This is a genomic window from Roseovarius sp. E0-M6 (assembly GCF_037083845.1).
Classification (GTDB): domain Bacteria; phylum Pseudomonadota; class Alphaproteobacteria; order Rhodobacterales; family Rhodobacteraceae; genus Roseovarius.
This window is the reverse complement of record NZ_JBAPLA010000001.1, coordinates 236,935-256,609: the sequence shown is the minus strand read 5'-3', so window position 1 is coordinate 256,609 and position 19,675 is coordinate 236,935. Positions and strand designations below refer to the sequence as shown.

At 62.4% G+C, this 19,675-nt stretch carries 20 protein-coding genes and 1 tRNA gene; 11 read left to right on the top strand and 10 right to left on the bottom strand.

Features of this window, described 5'->3' with window-relative positions; translation table 11 throughout:
• Nucleotides 1-18 precede the first annotated feature (18 nt).
• From V8359_RS01270 to V8359_RS01245, 6 genes are all read right to left on the bottom strand, one after another.
• A complete protein-coding gene (locus V8359_RS01270) occupies nt 19-570 on the bottom strand; it encodes a sarcosine oxidase subunit gamma (RefSeq protein ID WP_336426880.1) in 552 nt (183 codons plus the stop codon).
• Entirely contained in the window at nt 563-3,493 is a 2,931-nt protein-coding gene (locus tag V8359_RS01265) for a sarcosine oxidase subunit alpha family protein (RefSeq protein WP_336426879.1), read from the bottom strand. Before V8359_RS01265 ends, V8359_RS01270 begins: the two co-directional genes overlap by 8 nt.
• Entirely contained in the window at nt 3,490-3,762 is a 273-nt protein-coding gene (locus V8359_RS01260; protein ID WP_336426878.1) for a sarcosine oxidase subunit delta, read from the bottom strand. The genes V8359_RS01265 and V8359_RS01260 overlap by 4 nt, the downstream gene beginning before the upstream one ends.
• Nucleotides 3,763-3,823: 61 nt before the next feature.
• Nucleotides 3,824-5,077 (bottom strand): sarcosine oxidase subunit beta family protein, encoded by a 1,254-nt coding sequence (locus V8359_RS01255; RefSeq protein WP_336426877.1) that lies wholly within the window; start codon nt 5,075-5,077, stop codon nt 3,824-3,826.
• A 104-nt stretch (nt 5,078-5,181) separates the two neighbouring features.
• Nucleotides 5,182-5,790: a DUF6151 family protein gene (locus tag V8359_RS01250; RefSeq protein ID WP_336426876.1), complete on the bottom strand. Its 609-nt coding sequence runs from the start codon at nt 5,788-5,790 to the stop codon at nt 5,182-5,184.
• A gap of 17 nt (nt 5,791-5,807) precedes the next feature.
• Complete coding sequence (locus V8359_RS01245; protein WP_336426875.1) at nt 5,808-7,238, bottom strand: Glu/Leu/Phe/Val family dehydrogenase; 1,431 nt, start codon at nt 7,236-7,238, stop codon at nt 5,808-5,810.
• 324 nt (nt 7,239-7,562) lie between these two features.
• Between V8359_RS01245 and V8359_RS01240 the strand changes: the two genes are divergently transcribed.
• The 3 genes from V8359_RS01240 to V8359_RS01230 are packed head-to-tail and all read left to right on the top strand — an operon-like array spanning nt 7,563 to nt 10,416.
• Nucleotides 7,563-9,320, top strand: coding sequence for a TadE/TadG family type IV pilus assembly protein (locus tag V8359_RS01240; RefSeq protein WP_336426874.1), 1,758 nt, complete (start codon nt 7,563-7,565; stop codon nt 9,318-9,320).
• Nucleotides 9,317-9,853, top strand: a complete 537-nt coding sequence (locus V8359_RS01235) for a TadE/TadG family type IV pilus assembly protein (protein WP_336426873.1) — start codon at nt 9,317-9,319, stop codon at nt 9,851-9,853. Before V8359_RS01240 ends, V8359_RS01235 begins: the two co-directional genes overlap by 4 nt.
• Nucleotides 9,853-10,416: a TadE/TadG family type IV pilus assembly protein gene (locus V8359_RS01230; RefSeq protein WP_336426872.1), complete on the top strand. Its 564-nt coding sequence runs from the start codon at nt 9,853-9,855 to the stop codon at nt 10,414-10,416. Before V8359_RS01235 ends, V8359_RS01230 begins: the two co-directional genes overlap by 1 nt.
• A gap of 196 nt (nt 10,417-10,612) precedes the next feature.
• On the opposite strand, the gene V8359_RS01225 is transcribed toward V8359_RS01230, so the two are convergent.
• The 3 genes from V8359_RS01225 to V8359_RS01215 all read right to left on the bottom strand — a co-directional run bounded on the left by V8359_RS01225 (nt 10,613) and on the right by V8359_RS01215 (nt 12,817).
• Complete coding sequence (locus V8359_RS01225; protein WP_336426871.1) at nt 10,613-11,089, bottom strand: hypothetical protein; 477 nt, start codon at nt 11,087-11,089, stop codon at nt 10,613-10,615.
• 63 nt (nt 11,090-11,152) lie between these two features.
• Complete coding sequence (locus V8359_RS01220) at nt 11,153-12,100, bottom strand: NAD(P)-dependent oxidoreductase (RefSeq protein WP_336426870.1); 948 nt, start codon at nt 12,098-12,100, stop codon at nt 11,153-11,155.
• 129 nt (nt 12,101-12,229) lie between these two features.
• Entirely contained in the window at nt 12,230-12,817 is a 588-nt protein-coding gene (locus V8359_RS01215) for a TetR/AcrR family transcriptional regulator (RefSeq protein WP_336426869.1), read from the bottom strand.
• 103 nt (nt 12,818-12,920) lie between these two features.
• Between V8359_RS01215 and V8359_RS01210 the strand changes: the two genes are divergently transcribed.
• The 8 genes from V8359_RS01210 to V8359_RS01175 all read left to right on the top strand — a co-directional run bounded on the left by V8359_RS01210 (nt 12,921) and on the right by V8359_RS01175 (nt 19,218).
• A complete protein-coding gene (locus V8359_RS01210; protein WP_336426868.1) occupies nt 12,921-13,208 on the top strand; it encodes a hypothetical protein in 288 nt (95 codons plus the stop codon).
• Between the two features lie 78 nt (nt 13,209-13,286).
• A complete protein-coding gene (locus V8359_RS01205; RefSeq protein ID WP_336426867.1) occupies nt 13,287-14,573 on the top strand; it encodes a homoserine dehydrogenase in 1,287 nt (428 codons plus the stop codon).
• A 71-nt stretch (nt 14,574-14,644) separates the two neighbouring features.
• The gene (glpX, locus tag V8359_RS01200) at nt 14,645-15,607 is read left to right on the top strand and encodes a class II fructose-bisphosphatase (RefSeq protein WP_336426866.1); all 963 of its coding nucleotides are present in this window, start codon (nt 14,645-14,647) and stop codon (nt 15,605-15,607) included.
• A 23-nt stretch (nt 15,608-15,630) separates the two neighbouring features.
• Nucleotides 15,631-16,170 (top strand): isochorismatase family protein, encoded by a 540-nt coding sequence (locus V8359_RS01195; RefSeq protein WP_336426865.1) that lies wholly within the window; start codon nt 15,631-15,633, stop codon nt 16,168-16,170.
• Nucleotides 16,167-17,906, top strand: coding sequence for a single-stranded-DNA-specific exonuclease RecJ (recJ, locus tag V8359_RS01190; RefSeq protein WP_336426864.1), 1,740 nt, complete (start codon nt 16,167-16,169; stop codon nt 17,904-17,906). The genes V8359_RS01195 and recJ overlap by 4 nt, the downstream gene beginning before the upstream one ends.
• Nucleotides 17,907-18,008: 102 nt before the next feature.
• Nucleotides 18,009-18,083 (top strand) — tRNA-Glu (locus V8359_RS01185).
• A 379-nt stretch (nt 18,084-18,462) separates the two neighbouring features.
• Nucleotides 18,463-18,747 carry a hypothetical protein gene (locus tag V8359_RS01180; RefSeq protein ID WP_336426863.1) on the top strand — a complete coding sequence of 95 codons (285 nt, stop codon included), beginning with the start codon at nt 18,463-18,465 and terminating at the stop codon, nt 18,745-18,747.
• 33 nt (nt 18,748-18,780) lie between these two features.
• Entirely contained in the window at nt 18,781-19,218 is a 438-nt protein-coding gene (locus V8359_RS01175) for a phosphohydrolase (RefSeq protein WP_336426862.1), read from the top strand.
• Nucleotides 19,219-19,226: 8 nt separating this feature from the next.
• On the opposite strand, the gene V8359_RS01170 is transcribed toward V8359_RS01175, so the two are convergent.
• Complete coding sequence (locus V8359_RS01170; protein WP_336426861.1) at nt 19,227-19,508, bottom strand: HGGxSTG domain-containing protein; 282 nt, start codon at nt 19,506-19,508, stop codon at nt 19,227-19,229.
• Nucleotides 19,509-19,675: the final 167 nt, after the last annotated feature.

The window sequence follows — 19,675 nt, the reverse complement described above, 5'->3', positions numbered from 1 at the left end:
TGACAGGGGCGGATATGCTCATGGCCTCTCGCGCGCCGCAACGCCGCGCATCGCGTCCCTCAGATCATGCGCGAATGTCCGCGCAAATGATCGGAACACGAGTAACAGATAGGCATCGCGCCCAACCCGCGTCACCGACCCGGCCATATGCGCCAGCTCTGAGCGCGCCGTATGGCCGCGTTTGAATTCCGTGTCCCGCAGATCAATCGGCGTGAGCCGCGCCAGAACGTCGCGCGCGCCCGCGCCCTCAAGACGCACGGCACACCATGCGTCCGAATGTGTCACCACCGCCGCGTGCCGCCTTAGCGCCGCATCGGGCGCGGGCCCCATCAGCATCACCGTATCGCGCCCGAACCAGACGGCACGCCCCCCCGCCTTGCCGGTGGCACGGTTCGGCGCGGGCCACGCCATGCCATGCACGGCGCGCAACGCCTCCGCCAAGGCTGACTGCGATCCCGCATAGGGCTGAAGCGCCGTAACATGGCCCAGATCCTCTTCCACGGCGCGTAAGCCGCCCACCTCAAGCGGGAAAACATCCGCGCCGGGGGGCCTTGCAATCAGGTCAACCACGCATCCGCCCTCCCTCTGGATCGAACGGGCCGGGCGGCGTCACCTCACACAACGTCACCACGCCCCGCAAATGATCAACCACGCGCACCCGCTCCCCGTGCCGGGCAAGGCCCCGCCGCAGAAACCCCAGCGCCAGAACACTGTCGCAACTGGGCGAATAGCATGTGCTCGTCACATACCCCTGATCGTTTTCGCTGATCGCCTCGGCCCCCTCGTCAAAAATATGCGCACCGGCGGGAATTTCCTTCACGGCTCCCACGGGCCGCAAGCCGATCAATTGTTCGCGCTCTTCATCCATGAGGCCCGGACGCTCGGACATCGTCTTGCCCACGCAATCCTTCTTGCGGCTGACCATGCCTTGCATGCCGATATCGAAGGCGGTCACCCGACCATGGATTTCCGCATGGGTGATGAACCCCTTCTCGATGCGCAGCACATTGAGCGCCTCCATCCCGTAAGCACCACCCCCAAGCGCCTCGGCCCGCGTGACCAGCGCCTCGAACAGGCTCGCGCCATACCGCGCGGGCACGGCGATCTCATACCCTTCCTCACCCGAAAACGAGATCCGGAAAAGCCGCGCGGCAACCCCGCTCAATGTGATCTCGCCACAGGCCATGAAGGGCCACGCCTCGCCTTCCAGAGGCGTATCGAGCATCTCATCAAGCAAGACCCGCGCCTTTGGCCCCGCCACCGTGAACTGCGCCCATTGCTCGGTGACCGAGATGAACCGCACGTCCATCCCGGGACACAGGCATTGATGCACGAAATCCAGATGCCGCATCACCTGCCCGGCGGCGGCGGTGGTCGTGGTCATCACGAAATGCGTCTCTCCCAGCCGCGCGGTGGTGCCGTCATCCATGACGTGCCCATCCTCGCGCAGCATCAGCCCATAGCGCACGCGCCCCACCTTCAGGGTCGAAAACATGTTGGTATAGACGAAATCGAGGAACCGGGCGGCATCCGGCCCCTGAATGTCGATCTTGCCCAGCGTGCTTACATCCGCAACGCCCACGGCACCACGGACCAGCCCAACCTCACGATCACAGGACTGCCGCCAATGGGTCTCCCCGGCCCACGGGAAATAGCTTGGCCTGTACCACAGCCCCGCCTCGATCATCGGAGCCTTGCGGCGCGTGCTGTCTTCATGGCTCGTGGTCAGGCGCTCGGGGGCAAATCCCTTGCCCTGTGCGCCCGCGCCCAGCGCCGCGATACTGACGGGCACGAAGGGCGGCCGGAATGTCGTGACACCCGTCTCCTCGATGCTGCGCCCCGTGACATCGGCCAGCACGGCCAGAGCGACGACATTGGAATTCTTTCCCTGATCGGTGGCCATGCCCTGCGTCGTGTAACGCTTCATATGCTCGACCGAGCGGAAATTCTCGGTGGCCGCCTGTTTCACGTCCTTGACCGTGACGTCATTCTGGAAATCGAGCCACGCGCGCCCCCGGCCCGGCAAGGACCAGACCGGCCAGATGTCATAGCGCGCGCTTTCGGCTTCGGGACAGGTCACATCGGGCACCTTGCGCCCAAGCGCCCGAAGCGCCTCCGCAGCGGCCTCGGCTCCGCTCTCAAGACAGCCCTCGGTCGAAAAGACACCCCGCGCCGCGCCCGCCACATGCAGCCCCGGCACCGCGCCCTCTCGCGGCACAAAGCCCGCGATGCCGCCGTCCCAAACCGGCCTTGCCCCGGTGTGACAGGTCAGATGCACCGAAGGGTTCCAGCCGCCCGACATGGCAAGGCAATCGGCCCGCACCCGCGTTTCACCGCGCGCCGTGCGGATGGTCACCGCCTCAAGCGCGCAGCGCCCCTGCGCGTCACAAACCTGTGCGCCCGGATGGAACGGCACATCCAGATCACAGGTCGCGTGCGGCCGCGCATCGACAAGCGCGCTCACATGCACACCCGCCGCAATCAGGTCGCGGGCTGTTCGGTGGGCGTCATCGGTGTTTCCGAACACCGCCACCCTCTCACCCGCAGCCACGCGCCAGCGGTTGAGATAGGCGCGCACCGCGCCCGCCATCAAGATGCCGGGCCTGTCGTTGTTGGCAAAGGCCACCGGCCGCTCGATCGCACCCGCCGCCAGTACCGCCCGCTTGGCCACGATCCGCCAGAAACATTCTCGCGGCGCGCCATGTCGCATCGCCACATCATGCGGCACCCGCTCAAGCGCGCCATAGGTGCCCTGATCATAGGCCCCGACCACGGCGGTGCGGGTCATGATGCGCACATTGTCCATGGTCTGCAGATCACGGGTCACCGCAGCGGCCCAGTCGCGCCCCGGCTGCCCCGCGATCTCGTCGCGCTCGGCGTTGAGCCGCCCCCCCGTCACGACATCCTCGTCGCACAGGATCACATCCGCCCCGGCCTCCGCCGCGCGTTTCGCCGCCATCAGGCCCGCGGGCCCGGCCCCGATGATCAACAGATCACACTGGGCGAACGCCTTCTCATAGCGGTCGGTATTGGCCTCACCCGAGAGCGCGCCCAGCCCGGCGGCCCGCCGGATGATCGGCTCATAGACCCGCTCCCAGAAGGATTTGGGCCACATGAATGTCTTGTAGTAGAACCCCGCGCCCAGAAACCGCGCGCCAAGATCGTTGACCGCAAGCGCATCAAGCCCAAGCGAGGGCCAGCGGTTCTGACTGCGCGCCTCAAGCCCCTCGTGCAACTCAAGCACCGTGGCGCGGACATTGGGCTCCTGCGCGGGACCAAGCCCGACAGTCACCAGCGCATTGGGCTCCTCGCTCCCGGCGCTTAGAACGCCGCGCGGCCGATGATACTTGAACGACCGCCCCATCAGGCGCACACCATTCGCCAGCAGCGCCGAGGCAAGCGTGTCACCCTCGACCCCCTCATAGCGCGCGCCATCAAAGCGGAACCCGACGCGCCGCCCCCGGTCGATCAGCCCCTTGCCCGAAATCCTCATGCGCCCCGCCCCGTCACATCGCGGGCAAGCGCCGTCTCATGGATCGCATGGTCGCGCGTGTCCCGCGTCACGACAATCCACGCCCCGCACCCCGTCTCGTGATACCAAAGATCGCGCGTCACGCCCGCCGGGTTGTCGCGGTTGTGTACATAATCGTCCCACGCCTCGGCCCCGGCCTCGGGCGCGGGACGCTCAAGCGCCACCGCCGCGCCCTGATAATAAAACTCGCGCCGGTCGCGATCTCCGCATAGCGGACAGGTGATCCTCATCGCGCCCCACCCTGCTTCATCTTTCCGAAAATACTCAAAATTCCATCCTCTCCGTTCGCGCTCAGTGCAGGTTGTGCTGCGCGCCCGTGCCTTCTTCGTCCATAAGCCCCAGGCCGGTGCGGAACCGGTCAAGCCTGAGCCGCGCAGCAGGGGCATGCGGCGTGCCCGTCGCCACCAGATGCGCCGTGGAATACCCCGATCCCGGCACCGCCTTGAACCCGCCATAGCACCACCCGCAATTGAGATAGAGACCCTCGACATGGGTCTTGTCGATGATCGGGCTGCCATCGGGGCTCATGTCCATGATCCCGCCCCAACTGCGCAGCACCCGCGCCTTGCCGATCATCGGCATGAGCGTCATGCCCGCCTCCATCACATGCTCGACCAACGGCAGATTGCCCCGCTGCGCATAGGAGGCATACATATCGAGGTCGCCACCAAAAACGAGGCCACCCTTGTCCGACTGGCTGATATAGAAATGCCCCATGCCGAAACTCACCACATGATCGATACAAGGCTTGATCCCCTCGGTCACGAACGCCTGCAAAACATGGCTTTCAATAGGCAGGCGCATCCCCGCCATCGCCGCCACCTGGCTCGAGCGTCCGGCAACGACCATCGCAACCTTCTTGGCGCGAATTGCGCCCCGGTTCGTCTGCACGCCGGTCACCCGGCCATCCTTGGTATCGATCCCCGTGACCTCACAGTTCTGCACGATATCGACACCCCGCTCACTGGCCCCCCGCGCATAGCCCCACGCCACGGCATCGTGACGCGCCGTGCCCGCGCGGCGCTGTAACAGGCCGCCATAGATCGGAAACCGCGCCTGATCATAGTTCAGATAGGGCAGAACACGCTTCAGGTCGCTCACCGACAGAAGCTCGGCATCGTCGCCCTGATTGCGCATCGCGTTGCCCCGGCGCGCGGCGGCATCGCGCTGCCCGTCGGAATGAAACAGCACGATCTGCCCGCGCTGCGACAGCATCACGTTATAGTTCAGCTCCTGTTCCAGCCCTTCCCAAAGCTTCAGCGAATGGCTGTAAAATTCCGAATTGCCCGGCAGGAAATAGTTAGCCCTCACGATCGTGGTGTTGCGGCCGACATTGCCGCCGCCGATCCAGCCTTTTTCCAGCACGGCCACATTGGTGATCCCATGCTCACGCGCGAGGTAATACGCGGTGGCAAGCCCATGACCACCACCGCCGATGATCACCACGTCATAGTCGGATTTCGGCTCGGCATCTTGCCAATGCGGGCCCCAGCCCCTGTTGCCGGTCAGCCCTTCCTTGAGGATACGCCAGCCTGAAAATCCCATCCCGTTCTCCACGCCGAGTCACATTTGCGCAACTCAACCAACTCGGGGCGGAAATGGCAATGGGGTTGCCCGGTGCGGTCCCGCTTCGGGGACCATCACACCGCTCAGTCGGCAAGCTCAGGCCGCGCGGCGATCCGCTCCTCCAACGAAATGATCCGCACCGGCGCGATGGGCGCACCATCGGCGCGGCGCAACGGATTGTGCCGCGCGCGCCCGCTGATCCACGCGGCGGCCATCCGGGTCATGACCCGTGCCACAGCGCCGTTAAAGCCGCGATCGCGTAGCGGCGCGCCCGCGTCGGGCCGGGCCGTTGCGGTGAAGGCGCAACAGGTCACCGGACCCAGCACCTTGTCGGCCTCCGGCAGTTCGGACTGGCGTAGCGGAATGCCCACAAAGGGCAGGCCCAGCCTCGGGGTGGTGTTGGCCATCGGCGTGCCGCAACAGGCGGCATGCCAGCGATATGTGCCCCGTGGCGACAGACGCAGCACCTCGAGGTGATCCTCACCCGCCACGATGCCAAGCCGGTCTGGCGTGGTCTGCCAGATATCGGTGCCACCCGCCCGGGTAAGCATGTCCGCCCCATCCTCGTGCAGGCGCGCGGCAGTCTGGCAATCCCGGCAGAAGCAGCGCACGCGCGACCCCGCTCTGCGGCCCGGCACGTTGATTTCGAACCGGGCCGTCCCACAGCGGCACCTATGAGTGACGATGCTCACGTCACGGTGTCCGAGCCCTAGAGCCCGGCGGCCTGATAGCTTGCCGCGACCTTGTCGATCGACACCAGATAGGCTGCGGTCCTCAGGTCGGTGACATCTTCGCGGCCATGCCACACTTCGCGCATCGATTGATACGCCGCGCGCATCGTGTCATCGAGGCCCGAACGCACAAGTTCAAGCTCGCCTGCGCCACGCAGATATTGCTGTTTGAATCCGGGCGTGAGCGACCAGCCCAGATTCCGGTCCGCACTCAGTTGCTCAAGCTCGTCCACGATAAGCTGATGGCGCGCTTCCTCCTGCCTGCGGCCCATCCGGCCAAAGCGGATATGGCTGAGGTTCTTGACCCATTCGAAATAGCTGACCGTCACACCGCCGGCGTTGGCATACATGTCGGGGATGATGACACAGCCCTTTTCACGCAGGATTTCATCCGCGCCAGCCGTGACAGGACCATTCGCCGCCTCGATGATCAGCGGCGCTTTGATCTTGTCGGCGTTGCTCAGGTTGATCACACCCTCAAGGGCCGCCGGGATGAGGATGTCACACTCATGTTCAAGGTATTTCGATCCGTCGCTGACATATTTGCCCTTGGGATAGCCATCGACCCCGCCGTGTTTCGCGATCCAGTTGCGCACCGCCTCGACATCGAGACCGTCCTCGTCAAGCAGGCCGCCATCGCGCTCGATCACTGCGGTCACCTTGCAGCCATCCTCCTCGCTCAGGAACTTGGCGGCATGATATCCCACGTTGCCAAGGCCCTGAACAATCACACGCTTGCCATCCAGCGAGCCGCTAAGGCCGGCGGCCTTGATATCCTCGGGATGGCGAAAGAATTCCTGAAGCGCGTATTGCACTCCGCGGCCCGTGGCCTCGGTCCGGCCCTGAATGCCGCCCGCGTTGATCGGTTTGCCCGTCACACAGGCGCGCGCGTTGATATCGGTGGTGTTCATCCGCTTGTACTGATCCGCGATCCACGCCATCTCGCGCTCGCTGGTGCCCATGTCCGGGGCCGGAACGTTCTGGCTGGGGTGGATCAGGTCGCGCTTGGCCAGCTCATAGGCGAAGCGCCGCGTGATCCGCTCAAGCTCGTGCTCGTCCCATTCGCGCGGGTCGATGCGCAGCCCGCCCTTTGAGCCGCCGAACGGCGCCTCGACCAAGGCACATTTATACGTCATCAGCGCCGCCAGCGCCTCGACCTCGTCCTGGTTCACGCCCATCGCATACCGGATACCGCCCTTCACGGGCTCCATGTGTTCGGAATGGACGCTGCGATAGCCAGTGAAGGTGTGTATCTGCCCCCTGAGCCGCACACCAAACCGCACCGTATACGTGGCATTGCAGACGCGGATTTTCTCTTCAAGTCCCGGCGGCAGGTCCATGAGTGATACTGCGCGATTGAACATCAGATCCACGCTCTCGCGGAATGTCGGCTCTTTGGCTGTGGTCATCATGGTCCTCCCTATAGTGTCCCGGATCGCGCTTTGACGTCGAGTTATTCGCAATCTCTTTGTGCATGGTTAAAGTAAGACTGCTATTTGTCCAGCAATTGAATGGCCCGGGGCCACTGGCGCAGCCGCCCCGGAACACTCTGCACCCTGATTGTACACGGCTGGATAACAATCCCGTGCAGCCGGGCCTATCGTCTCCAAACTTGTTGTTTTTCCTTAAAATTAAGCTGGTTTCGGCCCTAATTCCGCCACACTGCAAGGTGAAAAAGCTTCTTGCCGAAGTCCGACTCGGCCTGACCAATTCCGGTCTAGCGAGGTAGAAAAATGACATTGAGCCCCCATTCAAAGCTGTTTCCGGCCGACACTCTGACCGAGCGCAGCCGCTCCCGGTTTGATCGTATCAAGCGTCACGCGCGGACCTTCCGACGCGACGAAGACGGCACGGTCACGATCTTGTCGCTCTTTTTCTTCCTCATCATGATCGCCGCGGGCGGCATTGCCATCGACATGATGCGCTACGAGATGGAACGCGCCCGTATCCAGACGACACTCGATTCCGCCGTGTTGGCCGCCGCGGGTTCGCCCTTCGGATCGGACAGCCGCACGATCGTCGAGGATTACTTCGAAACCGCCGGCATGTCGGACTACCTCAATGCCGAGGAAGCGGGCGACATCACCTCAACGGTGACCGCCTCCAAGGTCAAGGCAAGCGCCTCGATGACAATGAACACCTACCTGATGAAGCTCAGCGGCGTAAAAACACTCTCCACGAGCGGCTCATCCGTGGCCGAGCGCCGTGTGCCCAAGCTTGAGGTCGTTCTCGTCCTCGACGTGTCCGGGTCGATGGGCCGCAACAGCAAGCTCACGAACCTCAAAAGCGCGGCGAAAGACTTCGTTTCCACCGTGCTGTCCAGCTCCGAGCAGGGCAATACCGTGATCTCGCTCGTGCCCTTCAGTTGGTCGGTGACACCCACAAATGCGATGTATAGCGCCCTCGCCATCGAAGAAACCCATCAATATTCGACCTGCCTCCGGTTCAAGGACAACGACTACAATCATGCCTCGCTAGCCAGTGGCAGCTCCGGCTTCTCAAGCGGCGTGCCCATAGATCAGATGGTCTATACCTCAGTCTATGGCGGGTTCGAGAATTTCGACTCCTCGGGCTGGCGCTCGTGCTATGCCGAAGATTACATGGAAATCCTGCCCTACTCGGCCAGCGAAACCGCTCTGCACAACAAGATTGACGCGTTTCAGGCAAGCGGCAACACTTCGGGCCATCAAGGTATGAACTGGGGCGCGGCATTGCTTGACCCGACGTTCCGTGACATCACCGACGATCTGATCACCGCAGGTGAGGTTGACGCCTCCCTGTCCGACATTCCCTCGAACTATGATCAGGGGGAAACACTCAAGATCATCGTCATGATGGGCGACGGTCAGAACACCTCGTCATATTTTTTCCGCACCGGCGGCCATTGGCGCGGTCAGAATTCCGACCTCTACCTCGTCAAGACCCAAGAGCGCGTCTTCGAATACGCCTATCACAAGTACAAGAAGAACAAGACCAGCAACAATGAGAGCAGGTGCTCGCATCATCGTTGGGAATGCGTCTATTCCAACACCGGCACGATCGAGAGCACGTATTATCTCGAATACAACAACGAGTATTACAACATCGACGATCGGTATTGGATCACCAGCGGTGACTTCTCGGATATCCAGAACGATACCAGCTTCGTCAGCCTTGAGCGGTTGAGCTGGGAACAGGCCTGGGGCCTGATGACACCGGAATTCTATCGCGACGTGACCGGTGATTGGTCGGCATTCAATGACTACACCGGCAATCCTCTCACAGGGTCGACCAAGAACACGCACATGTTGAATTCCTGCGCGGCGACCAAGCGCGAAGGCGTGGTGGTCTATTCCATCGGCTTCGAAATCAGCCGGGGCGGCACCGCCGAGACCACGCTCAAGGACTGCGCCTCCTCCTATGCCCACTATTACCGGGCCGAGGGCATAAGCATCAATGACGCGTTCAGTTCGATCGCCTCGAACGTCGTGAACCTGAGGTTGACCCAATGATTGATCGCATCCGCACAACTTTCGCCCGGATCTGGCGCGATGAGGACGGCAACTCGTCCGTCGAATTCATCATCGCCTTCCCGCTCTACTTCGCGCTTCTGGTCATGTCTCTCGAACTCAGCATGATCACCCTGCGTCACACCATGCTGGAACGGGGTCTTGACATCGCGGTACGCGAATTGCGCCTCGGCACCGGCTCGGCGCCGCAGCATGACGATATCAAGCAGATCATCTGCGACAACGCGCTCGTGATCTCCAAATGTGAAACCAGCCTCCGGCTCGAAATGGTGCCCACCAACATCCGAAGCTTTACCGCGCTGGATGACAGCGTGGACTGCACCGACAAATCGGCCGAAAGCAATCCGGTCAAGGCCTTCGTGCCCGGTCAGCAGAACGAACTCATGCTTCTGCGCGCCTGCCTGAAATACGATCCGATCTTTCCGAAATGGGATCTGGCGCGTGCTCTGTCCACGGATGCCGCGGGTCAGATTTCCATCGCGTCCAAAACCGCGTTCGTTCAGGAGCCGCTCTGATGCCCATGTTTCAATCCCTCAAAAACCGCCTGAGCCGGTTCTCGCGTGATGAATGTGGCACCGTCATGGTCGAGGTGGTGCTGACCCTTCCGATCCTCTTCCTCGTGGTCGCCTTGACCTATGAATTCTACGAAATCCACCGCTACAACAGCGCGCGCGACAAGGCGACCTATACCGTCGCCGACATGATCTCGCGGGAAATGGCGCCTGTGGACGACACCTATATCGACAACACCAAGGCGCTTTTCGATAGTGTGGCCAATGACAGCGCCCCAACACAAATCCGCGTGACGGTGATCAAGTATGACGCCGATCAGGATCAGTATTCCGTCGCTTGGTCGGCGGTGCGCGGCACAGGCAACATGCCCGTTCTCACGACTGATCTGGTCAGGGACCGCCATTCCGAACTGCCCAATATGGGAGATGGTGAGGAGATTATTCTTGTCGAGTCAGAATCCGACTATCAACCGATGTTCGACGTGGGCTTCGGCGATGGTGTCTCGGTTGTGACCCGGATGATCACCAGCCCGCGTTTCGCGCCACAGGTCGTCTGGGACAGTTGATCGCGCCTTAACCACTGCTTACACCTGATCCATCGAACGCCCCGTTTACGCGGGGCGTTTCCGCGTCATGCACCGACGTGATACCGACGTGAATGCCGACGTGGATACCGACAGTCGGAATCGCGCCCAAAACCCTTTTAACCTTGGGGTTCGTGCCTGAGTCGCATGATGGCGCGCCACCGCGGCACGCGTGGCTTCAATCTTCCCGCACGGCGATCTTTGCGGCGATGATCTCGGCCATCGCCTTGGCCTGCCCGGCCGAGGTCACGCCCCCGACCCCCACACGGCGGTTCACGCGCCACCACATCCCCGGCCGCCAGCGCGCCGACCGCGACTTGCGAAGCACCAGGATAAAGCCGTTCGACGGCTTGAAGGCGAACGTGCCCCGGTCAAGCCGCGCAATCTCGGCCATCCGCGCGACCTCTTCGCCATCACTCGTCCGAAGCGCATTCTCCGTAAGTTCGAGAACCGCACCGGTGGCCTGCCACATGCGTTGTGCGACATAGAGAGAAAAGAACCCAATAAGAACAATAAATGCCTTCAAACCAAGGGATTGATCAGCACTCTTGATCCCAAGATAAAGAAGCAGGAACGCCAATGCCACCAACACGAACAGGCCGAAGGCCCGCCGTGGGGCGGACGCCCGTATCGTGATCAGAACCTCGTCATTCATGCGCCATCCCCCTTGCCCGGTTTCCCTCTAGCGTGAAACCGGGCCGGGGCAAAGCCGCGTCGCTCAATATCTGGGATGGACTTCGGTGCCCGGCTCTTCTGGCTCATCATCCGTTAGCTCGGCGGGGAAGCCGGGGGCAGTAATATCGAGTCCCGTCGCATCCTCGAGCCGCCGGATGATATTCGGCGAAAACTCACGCGGACCATAGCGCGAGATTCCGTCCTGAAAGATCGAAATCAGCAGCGGATTGAGTTCAAGCGCAATGCCCGCCCGGTCCGCAACTTCCTGAAACAGGCCGATATCCTTTGCCACAAGGTCCATGGTAAAGCTGATGTCACGGCTCCCGTTCAGGATCACCTGACTTTCGGTTTCATGCACAAACGATGTCCCAGACGAGATGCGCATCGCCTCGAAGGCCACACCAAGATCCATGTTGGCGCCCTTGGCCACGGTCAGCGCCTCAATGCAACTGACAAGGTTCGCAGTCGCAAGGTAATTGGTCAACACTTTGAGAATGCTTGCACTTCCGATATCACCCGTGTGCAAAACCCGCCGCCCCATGATCGTCAGAAGCGGCAGCACACGCTCAAATGTGGGCCGGTCGCAGCCCGCGAAAATGCTGATATTGCCCGTGTCGGCGCGATGACACCCGCCTGAAACGGGACAATCCACCGCCGCGCCGCCCTGCGCGATGACCATCGCGCCCAGTCTCTTGACCTCGGCCTCGTCGGTCGTGGACATCTCAAGCCAAACCTTGTCTTTCGTCACCTCTGGCAACATCTCCTGAACGACAGCTTCACTTGCCGCAGGGCTGGGCAAACAGGTGATCACGGCATCGCATTCGCGCATCATAGCCGCCGGGCCACCGCCCAACTTTGCCCCTTTGGTCACAAAAGTATCGACGAATTCAGGATTCAAATCGTGAACCCGCACGTCCATTCCGTTTCGAACAAGGCTGCCCGACAGTTTGCCGCCGACATTGCCCAGCCCGATAAATCCGATTTTCTTCATATGGATATCTCCCCGCGTTTCGCCGCAGTTTGGAAGTCATGCGCAACCTTTGCGCCTCGATTTGCGACACCAAAACCGATGGTTTCCGCCAACCACGGCGCGAAATCCGACAGCGCCGCCCCACAGGGATCAGGCCGTGACCGACCGGCGCACCATGTCCCAGTAAATTTCCTCGACAGCGTCTAGGCTTAGACGTCCTTCTTCACGGAACCACGTGTTCACCCCGGTGAGCATGGCAATCACCGCCATGGTCGCGACCTTGGGTTCGGCCACGCGAAAGACACCCTCCTCAACACCCCGGCGCAGGATCGCCTCAAGCTGGCCTTCATACGTCCGGCGCATCTCCTCGATGCGGGCGAAATTTTCCGGAGTGAGATTGCGCAGCTCCATGTAGGCGATGAAAACCTCGGCGGGCCGTCGCGAATGAAACCGGATATGGAACCGGGTGAATTGTTCAAGCGCGCGCACCGCGTCCGCCGCATCCGGCAATGAGGCGCGGGCCGTTAACAAATCCTGCATATGCGCCTGCATAATCTCGAACAGCAGGCTTTGCTTGTCCGGTGTGTAATTATATAGCGCGCCGGCCTGAACACCGACCTCCGCCGCGATCTTGCGCATCGACACGGCGGCATACCCGTGCTGCGCGATCAGACGCAGCGCGGCATCGCGCACGCGCGGCCCCGTGATATCGGAATGCGAGCCTTGGGTTCTTGCCATGAGTGAGGTTTAACTGAACAAGCGTTCAAATCAATACCCCGCTTGCTCATACCCGCCCAAAGGTGGCATGGTCACATCGTTCCGCCCAGACCGAGGCCCCGCCATGCGCGCCCTGCCCCTTGCCCTTGCCGCCCTTCTCGCTGTCACCGGGTGCAGCCAGTTCCCCGAGGTCGACGCCTCGGTCTCGGATGCCACGCGCGATGCCGCCTATCCCGAACTTGTGCCTCTTGAAACGCTCAGGGCCCGGATGGACGCACCCACCCTGTCGCCCACCGCCGCCGCCTCCTTCGATGCCCGCGTCGCGCGGCTCAAGGCCCGTGCCGCCGGGCTCAAACGGCAAAGCGTGGTCGATGATGCCACCCACGGCCGGATGCGCGACGGCGTGCAGTGATCCCCTTGAAAACCCGCGTTGCACGGCCTTGCGATACCCGCTACATCGCCTCCTGAATACCAAATGGGGAGATGTCACATGGGTCAGCCTTTGCGCCTTGGAATCGCCGGTCTGGGCACGGTTGGCACAGGTGTCGTCAAGATCGTGCGCCAGAAGGCCAATCTTCTGGCCGCCCGCGCCGGTCGGCCCGTCGAGATCACCGCCGTCTGCGCCCGGTCGCGCGACAAGGACCGCGGCGTCAACCTGTCGCAATATGCATGGGAAGACGATCCATCGACACTTGCCGCGCGTGACGATGTGGATGTTTTCATTGAACTCATGGGCGGAAGCGACGGCCCCGCCAAGGCCGCGACCGAGGCCGCAATCGCCGCCGGCAAGGATGTTGTCACCGCGAACAAGGCGCTGCTGGCGCATCACGGGCATGCCCTCGCGCTTGCCGCCGAAAAGGCCGGTGCCGTGATCCGTTTCGAAGCGGCCGTGGCCGGTGGCATCCCGGTGATCAAGGCTCTGACCGAGGGGCTTGCCGGTAACGATATCACCCGTGTCATGGGCGTGATGAACGGCACCTGCAACTATATCCTGACACGCATGCAATCTGCCGGTCTGCCCTATGTCGAGGTATTCGAAGAGGCCAACACCCTTGGCTTTCTCGAGGCTGATCCGACGCTCGATGTCGGAGGAATCGACGCGGGTCACAAGCTGGCGCTGCTGGCCTCGATCGCCTTTGGAACGCAAGTGGATTTCGACGCGGTCGAGCTTGAAGGCATCGAGCAGATCACCATCGACGACATTCATCACGCCGCCGGAATGGGCTTCAGAATCAAGCTTCTGGGGGTTTGCCAAATGACGGGCCGCGGCCTTGAACAACGCATGTCGCCTTGCCTCGTGCCTGATGACAGCCCGCTTGGACAGCTTGAGGGCGGCACCAACATGTGCGTGCTCGAAGGCGACGCAATCGAACAGATCGTGCTGCGCGGCCCCGGCGCGGGCGAAGGCCCCACCGCAAGCGCGGTGATGGGCGACGTGATGGACATCGCGCGCGGCATGCGTATCCCCACATTCGGCGTGCCCGCCGCCACGCTTAGCCGCGCCAAACCGGCCAAGGCCGTGACACCCGCCCCCTATTACCTGCGGCTCGCTCTCGATGACAAACCCGGCGCCTTGGCCAAGGTTGCCACGGCCTTGGGTGAGGCGGGCGTGTCCATCGACCGCATGCGCCAGACCCGCCATGACGAAACCACCGCGCCCGTCCTCATTGTCACGCACAAGACGACGCGCGCCGCGCTTGATGAGGCGCTCGCACATATTGCCGGGCTCGACGTTATGGCGCAAAGCCCGGTCGTGCTCAGGATCGAGAAGGTCTGAGGCGGCTCTTGTGCCGTAACCGGCCCCTCGCTAAACCTGTCAAAGATCCATAGTTTCAAGGAATACCGCCCATGTCCGCCTCGCCCGATTTCGACGACCGCATGCTCTCTCTGGGCCTTGCCCGCGTCTCGGAACAGGCCGCGCTCGCCTGTGCGCACCTCATTGGGCGCGGTGACGAGAAAGCCGCCGATCAGGCCGCCGTCAACGCGATGCGCGATGAGCTGAACAAACTGGGTATCGCCGGCACCGTGGTCATCGGCGAAGGGGAACGCGACGAAGCGCCGATGCTTTATATCGGCGAAGAAGTCGGCACCGGACAAGGGCCCGGCGTGGATATCGCGCTTGATCCGCTCGAAGGCACAACACTCACCGCCAAGGCCATGCCCAACGCCCTGACCGTCATCGCGATGGCCCCGCGCGGCAGCCTGCTGCACGCGCCCGACACCTATATGGACAAGCTGGCCATCGGGCCGGGCTATGATCGTGACGTGATCAGCCTTGAGATGTCCCCACGCGAACGGGTCGAGGCACTGGCCCGTGGAAAAGGGGTGAAACCCTCCGAGATCACCGTGTGCGTCCTTGAACGTCCCCGGCACGAAGACATGATCGCCGAAATCCGTGAAACCGGTGCCGCCGTGTTTCTCATTCCGGATGGCGATGTCGCGGGCGTGATCCATTGCGCCGAGGCGCGACTGACCGGCATCGACATGTATATGGGCACCGGCGGTGCGCCCGAAGGGGTGCTCGCGGCCTCCGCGCTCAAATGCATGGGTGGCCAGATCTGGGGCCGGCTTCTGTTCCGCAACGACGATGAAAAGGGGCGCGCGGCCAAGGCCGGGATCACCGATCTCGACCGCATCTATGCGCGGGACGAGATGGTCACGTCCGATGTCATCTTTGCCGCCACCGGCGTCACCGACGGCTCGCTCGCGGCGGGCATCAAGATGCGCCCCACCTATGTGGAAACCGAAACCGTTCTGATGCGGTCGAAATCAGGCTCGCTGCGCCGGATGGTCTATCGCAACCCGATGTGATGGTCGCAGGCGCGCTCATACTCGTGGATTTTCAGACCGGGTTCGAGAGCCCCGTCTGGGGCGCGCGCAACAATCCCGATGCCGAGGCGAATGCCGCGCATTTGCTGGGCGCATGGCGGGGGGCAGATGCGCCTGTTTGCCACGTCCGCCACATCAGCACCGAATCCGGGAGTCCGCTTGGCCCCGACACGGGCGGCACCATGTTCAAGGCAGGGTTAACCCCGCAGGGCGATGAGCCCAACTTTGATAAATCTGTGAACTCCGCCTTTATCGGCACGGGGTTAGAGGCGCACCTTCATGCATTGGGTGAAGACAAGGTCACGATCTGCGGCCTGACCACACCGCATTGCGTGTCCACCACCGTGCGCATGGCGGCCAATCTCGGATTCGCTGTCACGCTCGCTCATGACGCCTGCGCCGCCTTCGCGGCCAACGCAGATACAGGCTGGGCGCGGGACCTGCCCACGATGACCCCCGAGGCGCTCCACCGCGCAGCGATCTCGCATCTGCATGGCGAATTCGCGATCGCCCGCGCCACCGCCGACATCCTTGCCCGCTCATGAGCTTTCTCGACGTCGCTCAATCTCTGTCGGGCCGCCGTTGGGTCGGACCGGACACCGAGATCGACCGCCTGTCCGAGGCGATGGCCCAGCAAACCGGCCTGCCCCGGCCCCTGTGCCAGATACTGGCCCGGCGCGGCGTAGAGCCGCAGGCCGCCGAAAGTTTCCTGACCCCGCAGATACGCGACCTTCTTCCCGACCCCCGAAGCCTGCGCGACATGGAAACGGCGGCGCACCGGGTTCTGGCCGCGGTGAACGCGCGTCAGCGAATCGCGATCTTCGCGGACTACGATGTTGACGGCGGTGCCTCGGCGGCGCTTCTCATCGACTGGTTCCGCCAGTTGGGCCACGAGACCACGCTCTATATTCCTGACCGCATAGACGAAGGCTATGGGCCCAACGATGCGGCGATGGCCATGCTCGCGCAGGATCACGATCTTATCGTATGCGTCGATTGCGGCACGCTCAGCCATGGACCCGTGGCCGCCGCCAAGGGCGCGGACGTGGTGATCCTCGATCATCACCTCGGGGGCGAAACACTCCCCCCCGCGGTGGCCGTGGTGAATCCCAACCGTCAGGACGAGGAAGGCACTCTGGCACATCTCTGCGCCGCCGGTGTGGTCTTTTTGATGCTGGTCGAGGCCGGGCGACAGATGCGCGAGGCCGGGCAACAGGGCCCTGACCTTCTGAACATGCTCGATCTCGTGGCTCTGGCCACCGTCGCCGATGTGGCGCCGTTGATCGGGGTGAACCGTGCCTTCGTGCGGCAGGGGCTCCGTGTCATGGCGCGGCGCGCGCGCCCCGGCCTCGCCGCGTTGGCCGATATGGCCCGGCTCGACCGCCCCCCCGAGGCGTATCATCTTGGCTACGTGCTCGGGCCCCGCGTCAATGCGGGCGGACGGATCGGCCGTGCCGATCTCGGGGCCCGGCTTCTGGCCACACAGGACCCCTCCGAGGCCCGCGCGCTGGCAGAACGTCTCGAAACGCTCAACTCCGAACGTCGCGAGGTCGAGGCGGCCGTCCGCGCAAGCGCCCTAGAACAAGCCGAATCGCGAGGACTGGACAGACCTTTGGTCTGGGCGGCGGGCGATGGATGGCACCCCGGCGTCGTCGGAATCGTCGCAAGCCGCCTCAAGGAACAAGCAAACCGCCCCGCCATCGTGATCGGCTTTGAGGGCGACGAAGGCAAGGGATCGGGGCGCTCGATCTCGGGCGTGGACCTTGGCGCCTGTATTCAACGTCTCACGGCGGAGGGCCTGCTGATCAAGGGGGGGGGTCACCGCATGGCCGCCGGTCTGACCGTGGCGCGCGACAAGCTGGACCCGGCGATGACCCGCCTTGCCGAGCTTCTGGACAAACAGGGCGCGGGTGCGGCCGGTGCCGCGGATCTTCGCCTTGATGGCCTGCTCATGCCGGGCGCGGCAAACCCCGAATTGATTGATCAGATCGACGCGGCTGGCCCTTTTGGCGCGGGCGCGCCGGGGCCGCGCTATGCGTTTGCCGACATGCAGATCACCTTTGTAAAACAAGTGGGCGACGGCCACCTTAAACTGCGCTTCGGAGACGGCACCGGGCCACAGCTTGATGCGATTGCCTTCGGGGCCTTCGACGGCCCTCTTGGGGCCGCGCTACGGGATCATGGCGGCGCGCGGTTTCATCTCGCCGGGCGGCTCGACATCAATCACTGGGGAGGCCGACAAACCGTGCAGCTTCGCCTTGAAGACGCCGCAAGGGCATGACGGAGAGCCCTGAGAGAAAATTCGTCCCGGCGTTTCTTTTTGGTGTAAAACCCTCTTGCGCGCGCCCCCGCTTTTGCCTACTACGCCGTCACGCCACGGTATGGCCCGTTCGTCTATCGGTTAGGACGCCAGGTTTTCAACCTGGAAAGAGGGGTTCGATTCCCCTACGGGCTACCACTTGCTCCATACAAGACATTGATATTCCATGGAAAATGGTGCGCCAAGCCGACAGCATCCCCCTATTTATCCCCCAGCGCGACAGGGACTGCTTCGGAACTCGCTGGATTTTCAAGAGCGTCTTTCAGTAAGCTGAATGCAGAGCTTGGGTGACGGAGAGGCATTCACTATGTTTGGGAGTAAGGAAAAAATCCGCACCCTAGCTTTGCTCTTGGCAATGATGGTTTGCCTGTCCAGTCAAGCTGCTCAAGCGGATAGCCCTTGCGCAGATGCCACTCACCCCCGCGTCGCTACAGCTTGTTCTTGCGAACAGTATCTCTCTTCCCTCGCTGCTGTCGTTGCCTCCGCGAAACTGTATTGGGTGGCAAGAGAGGGCGACATGTTTCGAACTGCTTTAGCTCATTTCGAACGCGATAAAAGGCTGTTTGGTATCGTCGCGGAGTTTCATGGTCACTCCTTCTTGACCGAGGGTAGCGTTGGCGACGAGGGCATAGTCATGCTCGCTAGGGAACTCATGGCTGCGGTAGATCAGGGGCCCGTTCAGAGAGGACTTGTTCAACTAAATAGCGTTGAAGGTCCAATTTCCCGAAGTCTTGAAAGCTACCATGAGGCGTTCGCCGCAAGAATGGCTGAAGCCTGTCGCCAGGACTTCATCGCCGATTGAGCAATGGCATTTCCTTTTTTCCGGAGACACGCTATGCGACCTTTCGACTTAGAACGTGCCATCGAAATAGCCACCGCCGCCCATCGCGGACAGACTGACAAGGCGGGCAAGCCCTACATTCTACACCCACTTCGCGTGATGTTGGCCTGCGAGGGAGAGACGACCCAAATCGTTGCGGTCCTGCACGATGTGATCGAGGATACGGACTGGACGCCAGATGCGTTGCGCGCGGCAGGCGCCTCGGATGCGATCCTCGCCGCACTGGACACGGTGACGCGCCGCGATCACGAGACCTATTCGGAGTTCATTGAGCGCGCGGCCCGAAACGAGATCGGTCGCACGGTGAAGATCGCAGACCTTCACGACAATCTTGACCTTTCACGGATCGCCAACCCGAGAGCACGGGATTTTGCGCGCTTCGACCGCTACCGCGATGCGCTCGAAAGGTTGGGCGTTGAGATTCCTACGTAGGCGGGCGACTAATCCAACCGGCCCATCCGCCACTTCGCCCAGCGCTGCCGTTGCGCCTCTGCTATTCGTGCGCGGCCCTCTGGCGTCTTTGGTCCGGTCGACGCCCCGCCGTAAAACCTGCATCGCGCGTTGCCGTGTAGCGCTTTCGCTTTGCAGAGCGTTCCCTTTCGAGTGCGTGCACCGCTAAGGATAGGCGACGACTGCCGCAATGACTGCCCAGCGGCACCTAAGACCTCACCCCGCGCGCGCGAAGTCGGCTGAAATATGGTGGCCCCATTTTCTTCTATCACTCATCGCTGCCCTCTCCATTTTCCATGAGAATCGTCCGTGCGCGTTTCCGTCTGAGCTTCGCCGCCATTCATCTAGTCTTCACCTGACACAAGTGCCCTTGTGAAAGCAGGCGTGATGTCATGAGGCAAGTTTTCCGAGCAAAAATGTCAGATGGCGGCAGCCAGCC

Bases quoted from the DNA above. Each gene is read 5' to 3' on its own strand.
- V8359_RS01245 (WP_336426875.1), bottom strand. From the start codon at position 7,238: ATGACCACAGCCAAAGAGCCGACATTCCGCGAGAGCGTGGATCTGATG.
- V8359_RS01225 (WP_336426871.1), bottom strand. From the start codon at position 11,089: ATGAATGACGAGGTTCTGATCACGATACGGGCGTCCGCCCCACGGCGG.
- V8359_RS01230 (WP_336426872.1), top strand. From the start codon at position 9,853: ATGCCCATGTTTCAATCCCTCAAAAACCGCCTGAGCCGGTTCTCGCGT.
- V8359_RS01215 (WP_336426869.1), bottom strand. From the start codon at position 12,817: ATGGCAAGAACCCAAGGCTCGCATTCCGATATCACGGGGCCGCGCGTG.
- V8359_RS01220 (WP_336426870.1), bottom strand. From the start codon at position 12,100: ATGAAGAAAATCGGATTTATCGGGCTGGGCAATGTCGGCGGCAAACTG.
- glpX (WP_336426866.1), top strand. From the start codon at position 14,645: ATGTCCGCCTCGCCCGATTTCGACGACCGCATGCTCTCTCTGGGCCTT.
- V8359_RS01210 (WP_336426868.1), top strand. From the start codon at position 12,921: ATGCGCGCCCTGCCCCTTGCCCTTGCCGCCCTTCTCGCTGTCACCGGG.
- V8359_RS01260 (WP_336426878.1), bottom strand. From the start codon at position 3,762: ATGAGGATCACCTGTCCGCTATGCGGAGATCGCGACCGGCGCGAGTTT.
- V8359_RS01235 (WP_336426873.1), top strand. From the start codon at position 9,317: ATGATTGATCGCATCCGCACAACTTTCGCCCGGATCTGGCGCGATGAG.
- V8359_RS01265 (WP_336426879.1), bottom strand. From the start codon at position 3,493: ATGAGGATTTCGGGCAAGGGGCTGATCGACCGGGGGCGGCGCGTCGGG.
- V8359_RS01180 (WP_336426863.1), top strand. From the start codon at position 18,463: ATGTTTCGAACTGCTTTAGCTCATTTCGAACGCGATAAAAGGCTGTTT.
- V8359_RS01255 (WP_336426877.1), bottom strand. From the start codon at position 5,077: ATGGGATTTTCAGGCTGGCGTATCCTCAAGGAAGGGCTGACCGGCAAC.
- V8359_RS01205 (WP_336426867.1), top strand. From the start codon at position 13,287: ATGGGTCAGCCTTTGCGCCTTGGAATCGCCGGTCTGGGCACGGTTGGC.
- V8359_RS01175 (WP_336426862.1), top strand. From the start codon at position 18,781: ATGCGACCTTTCGACTTAGAACGTGCCATCGAAATAGCCACCGCCGCC.
- V8359_RS01240 (WP_336426874.1), top strand. From the start codon at position 7,563: ATGACATTGAGCCCCCATTCAAAGCTGTTTCCGGCCGACACTCTGACC.
- recJ (WP_336426864.1), top strand. From the start codon at position 16,167: ATGAGCTTTCTCGACGTCGCTCAATCTCTGTCGGGCCGCCGTTGGGTC.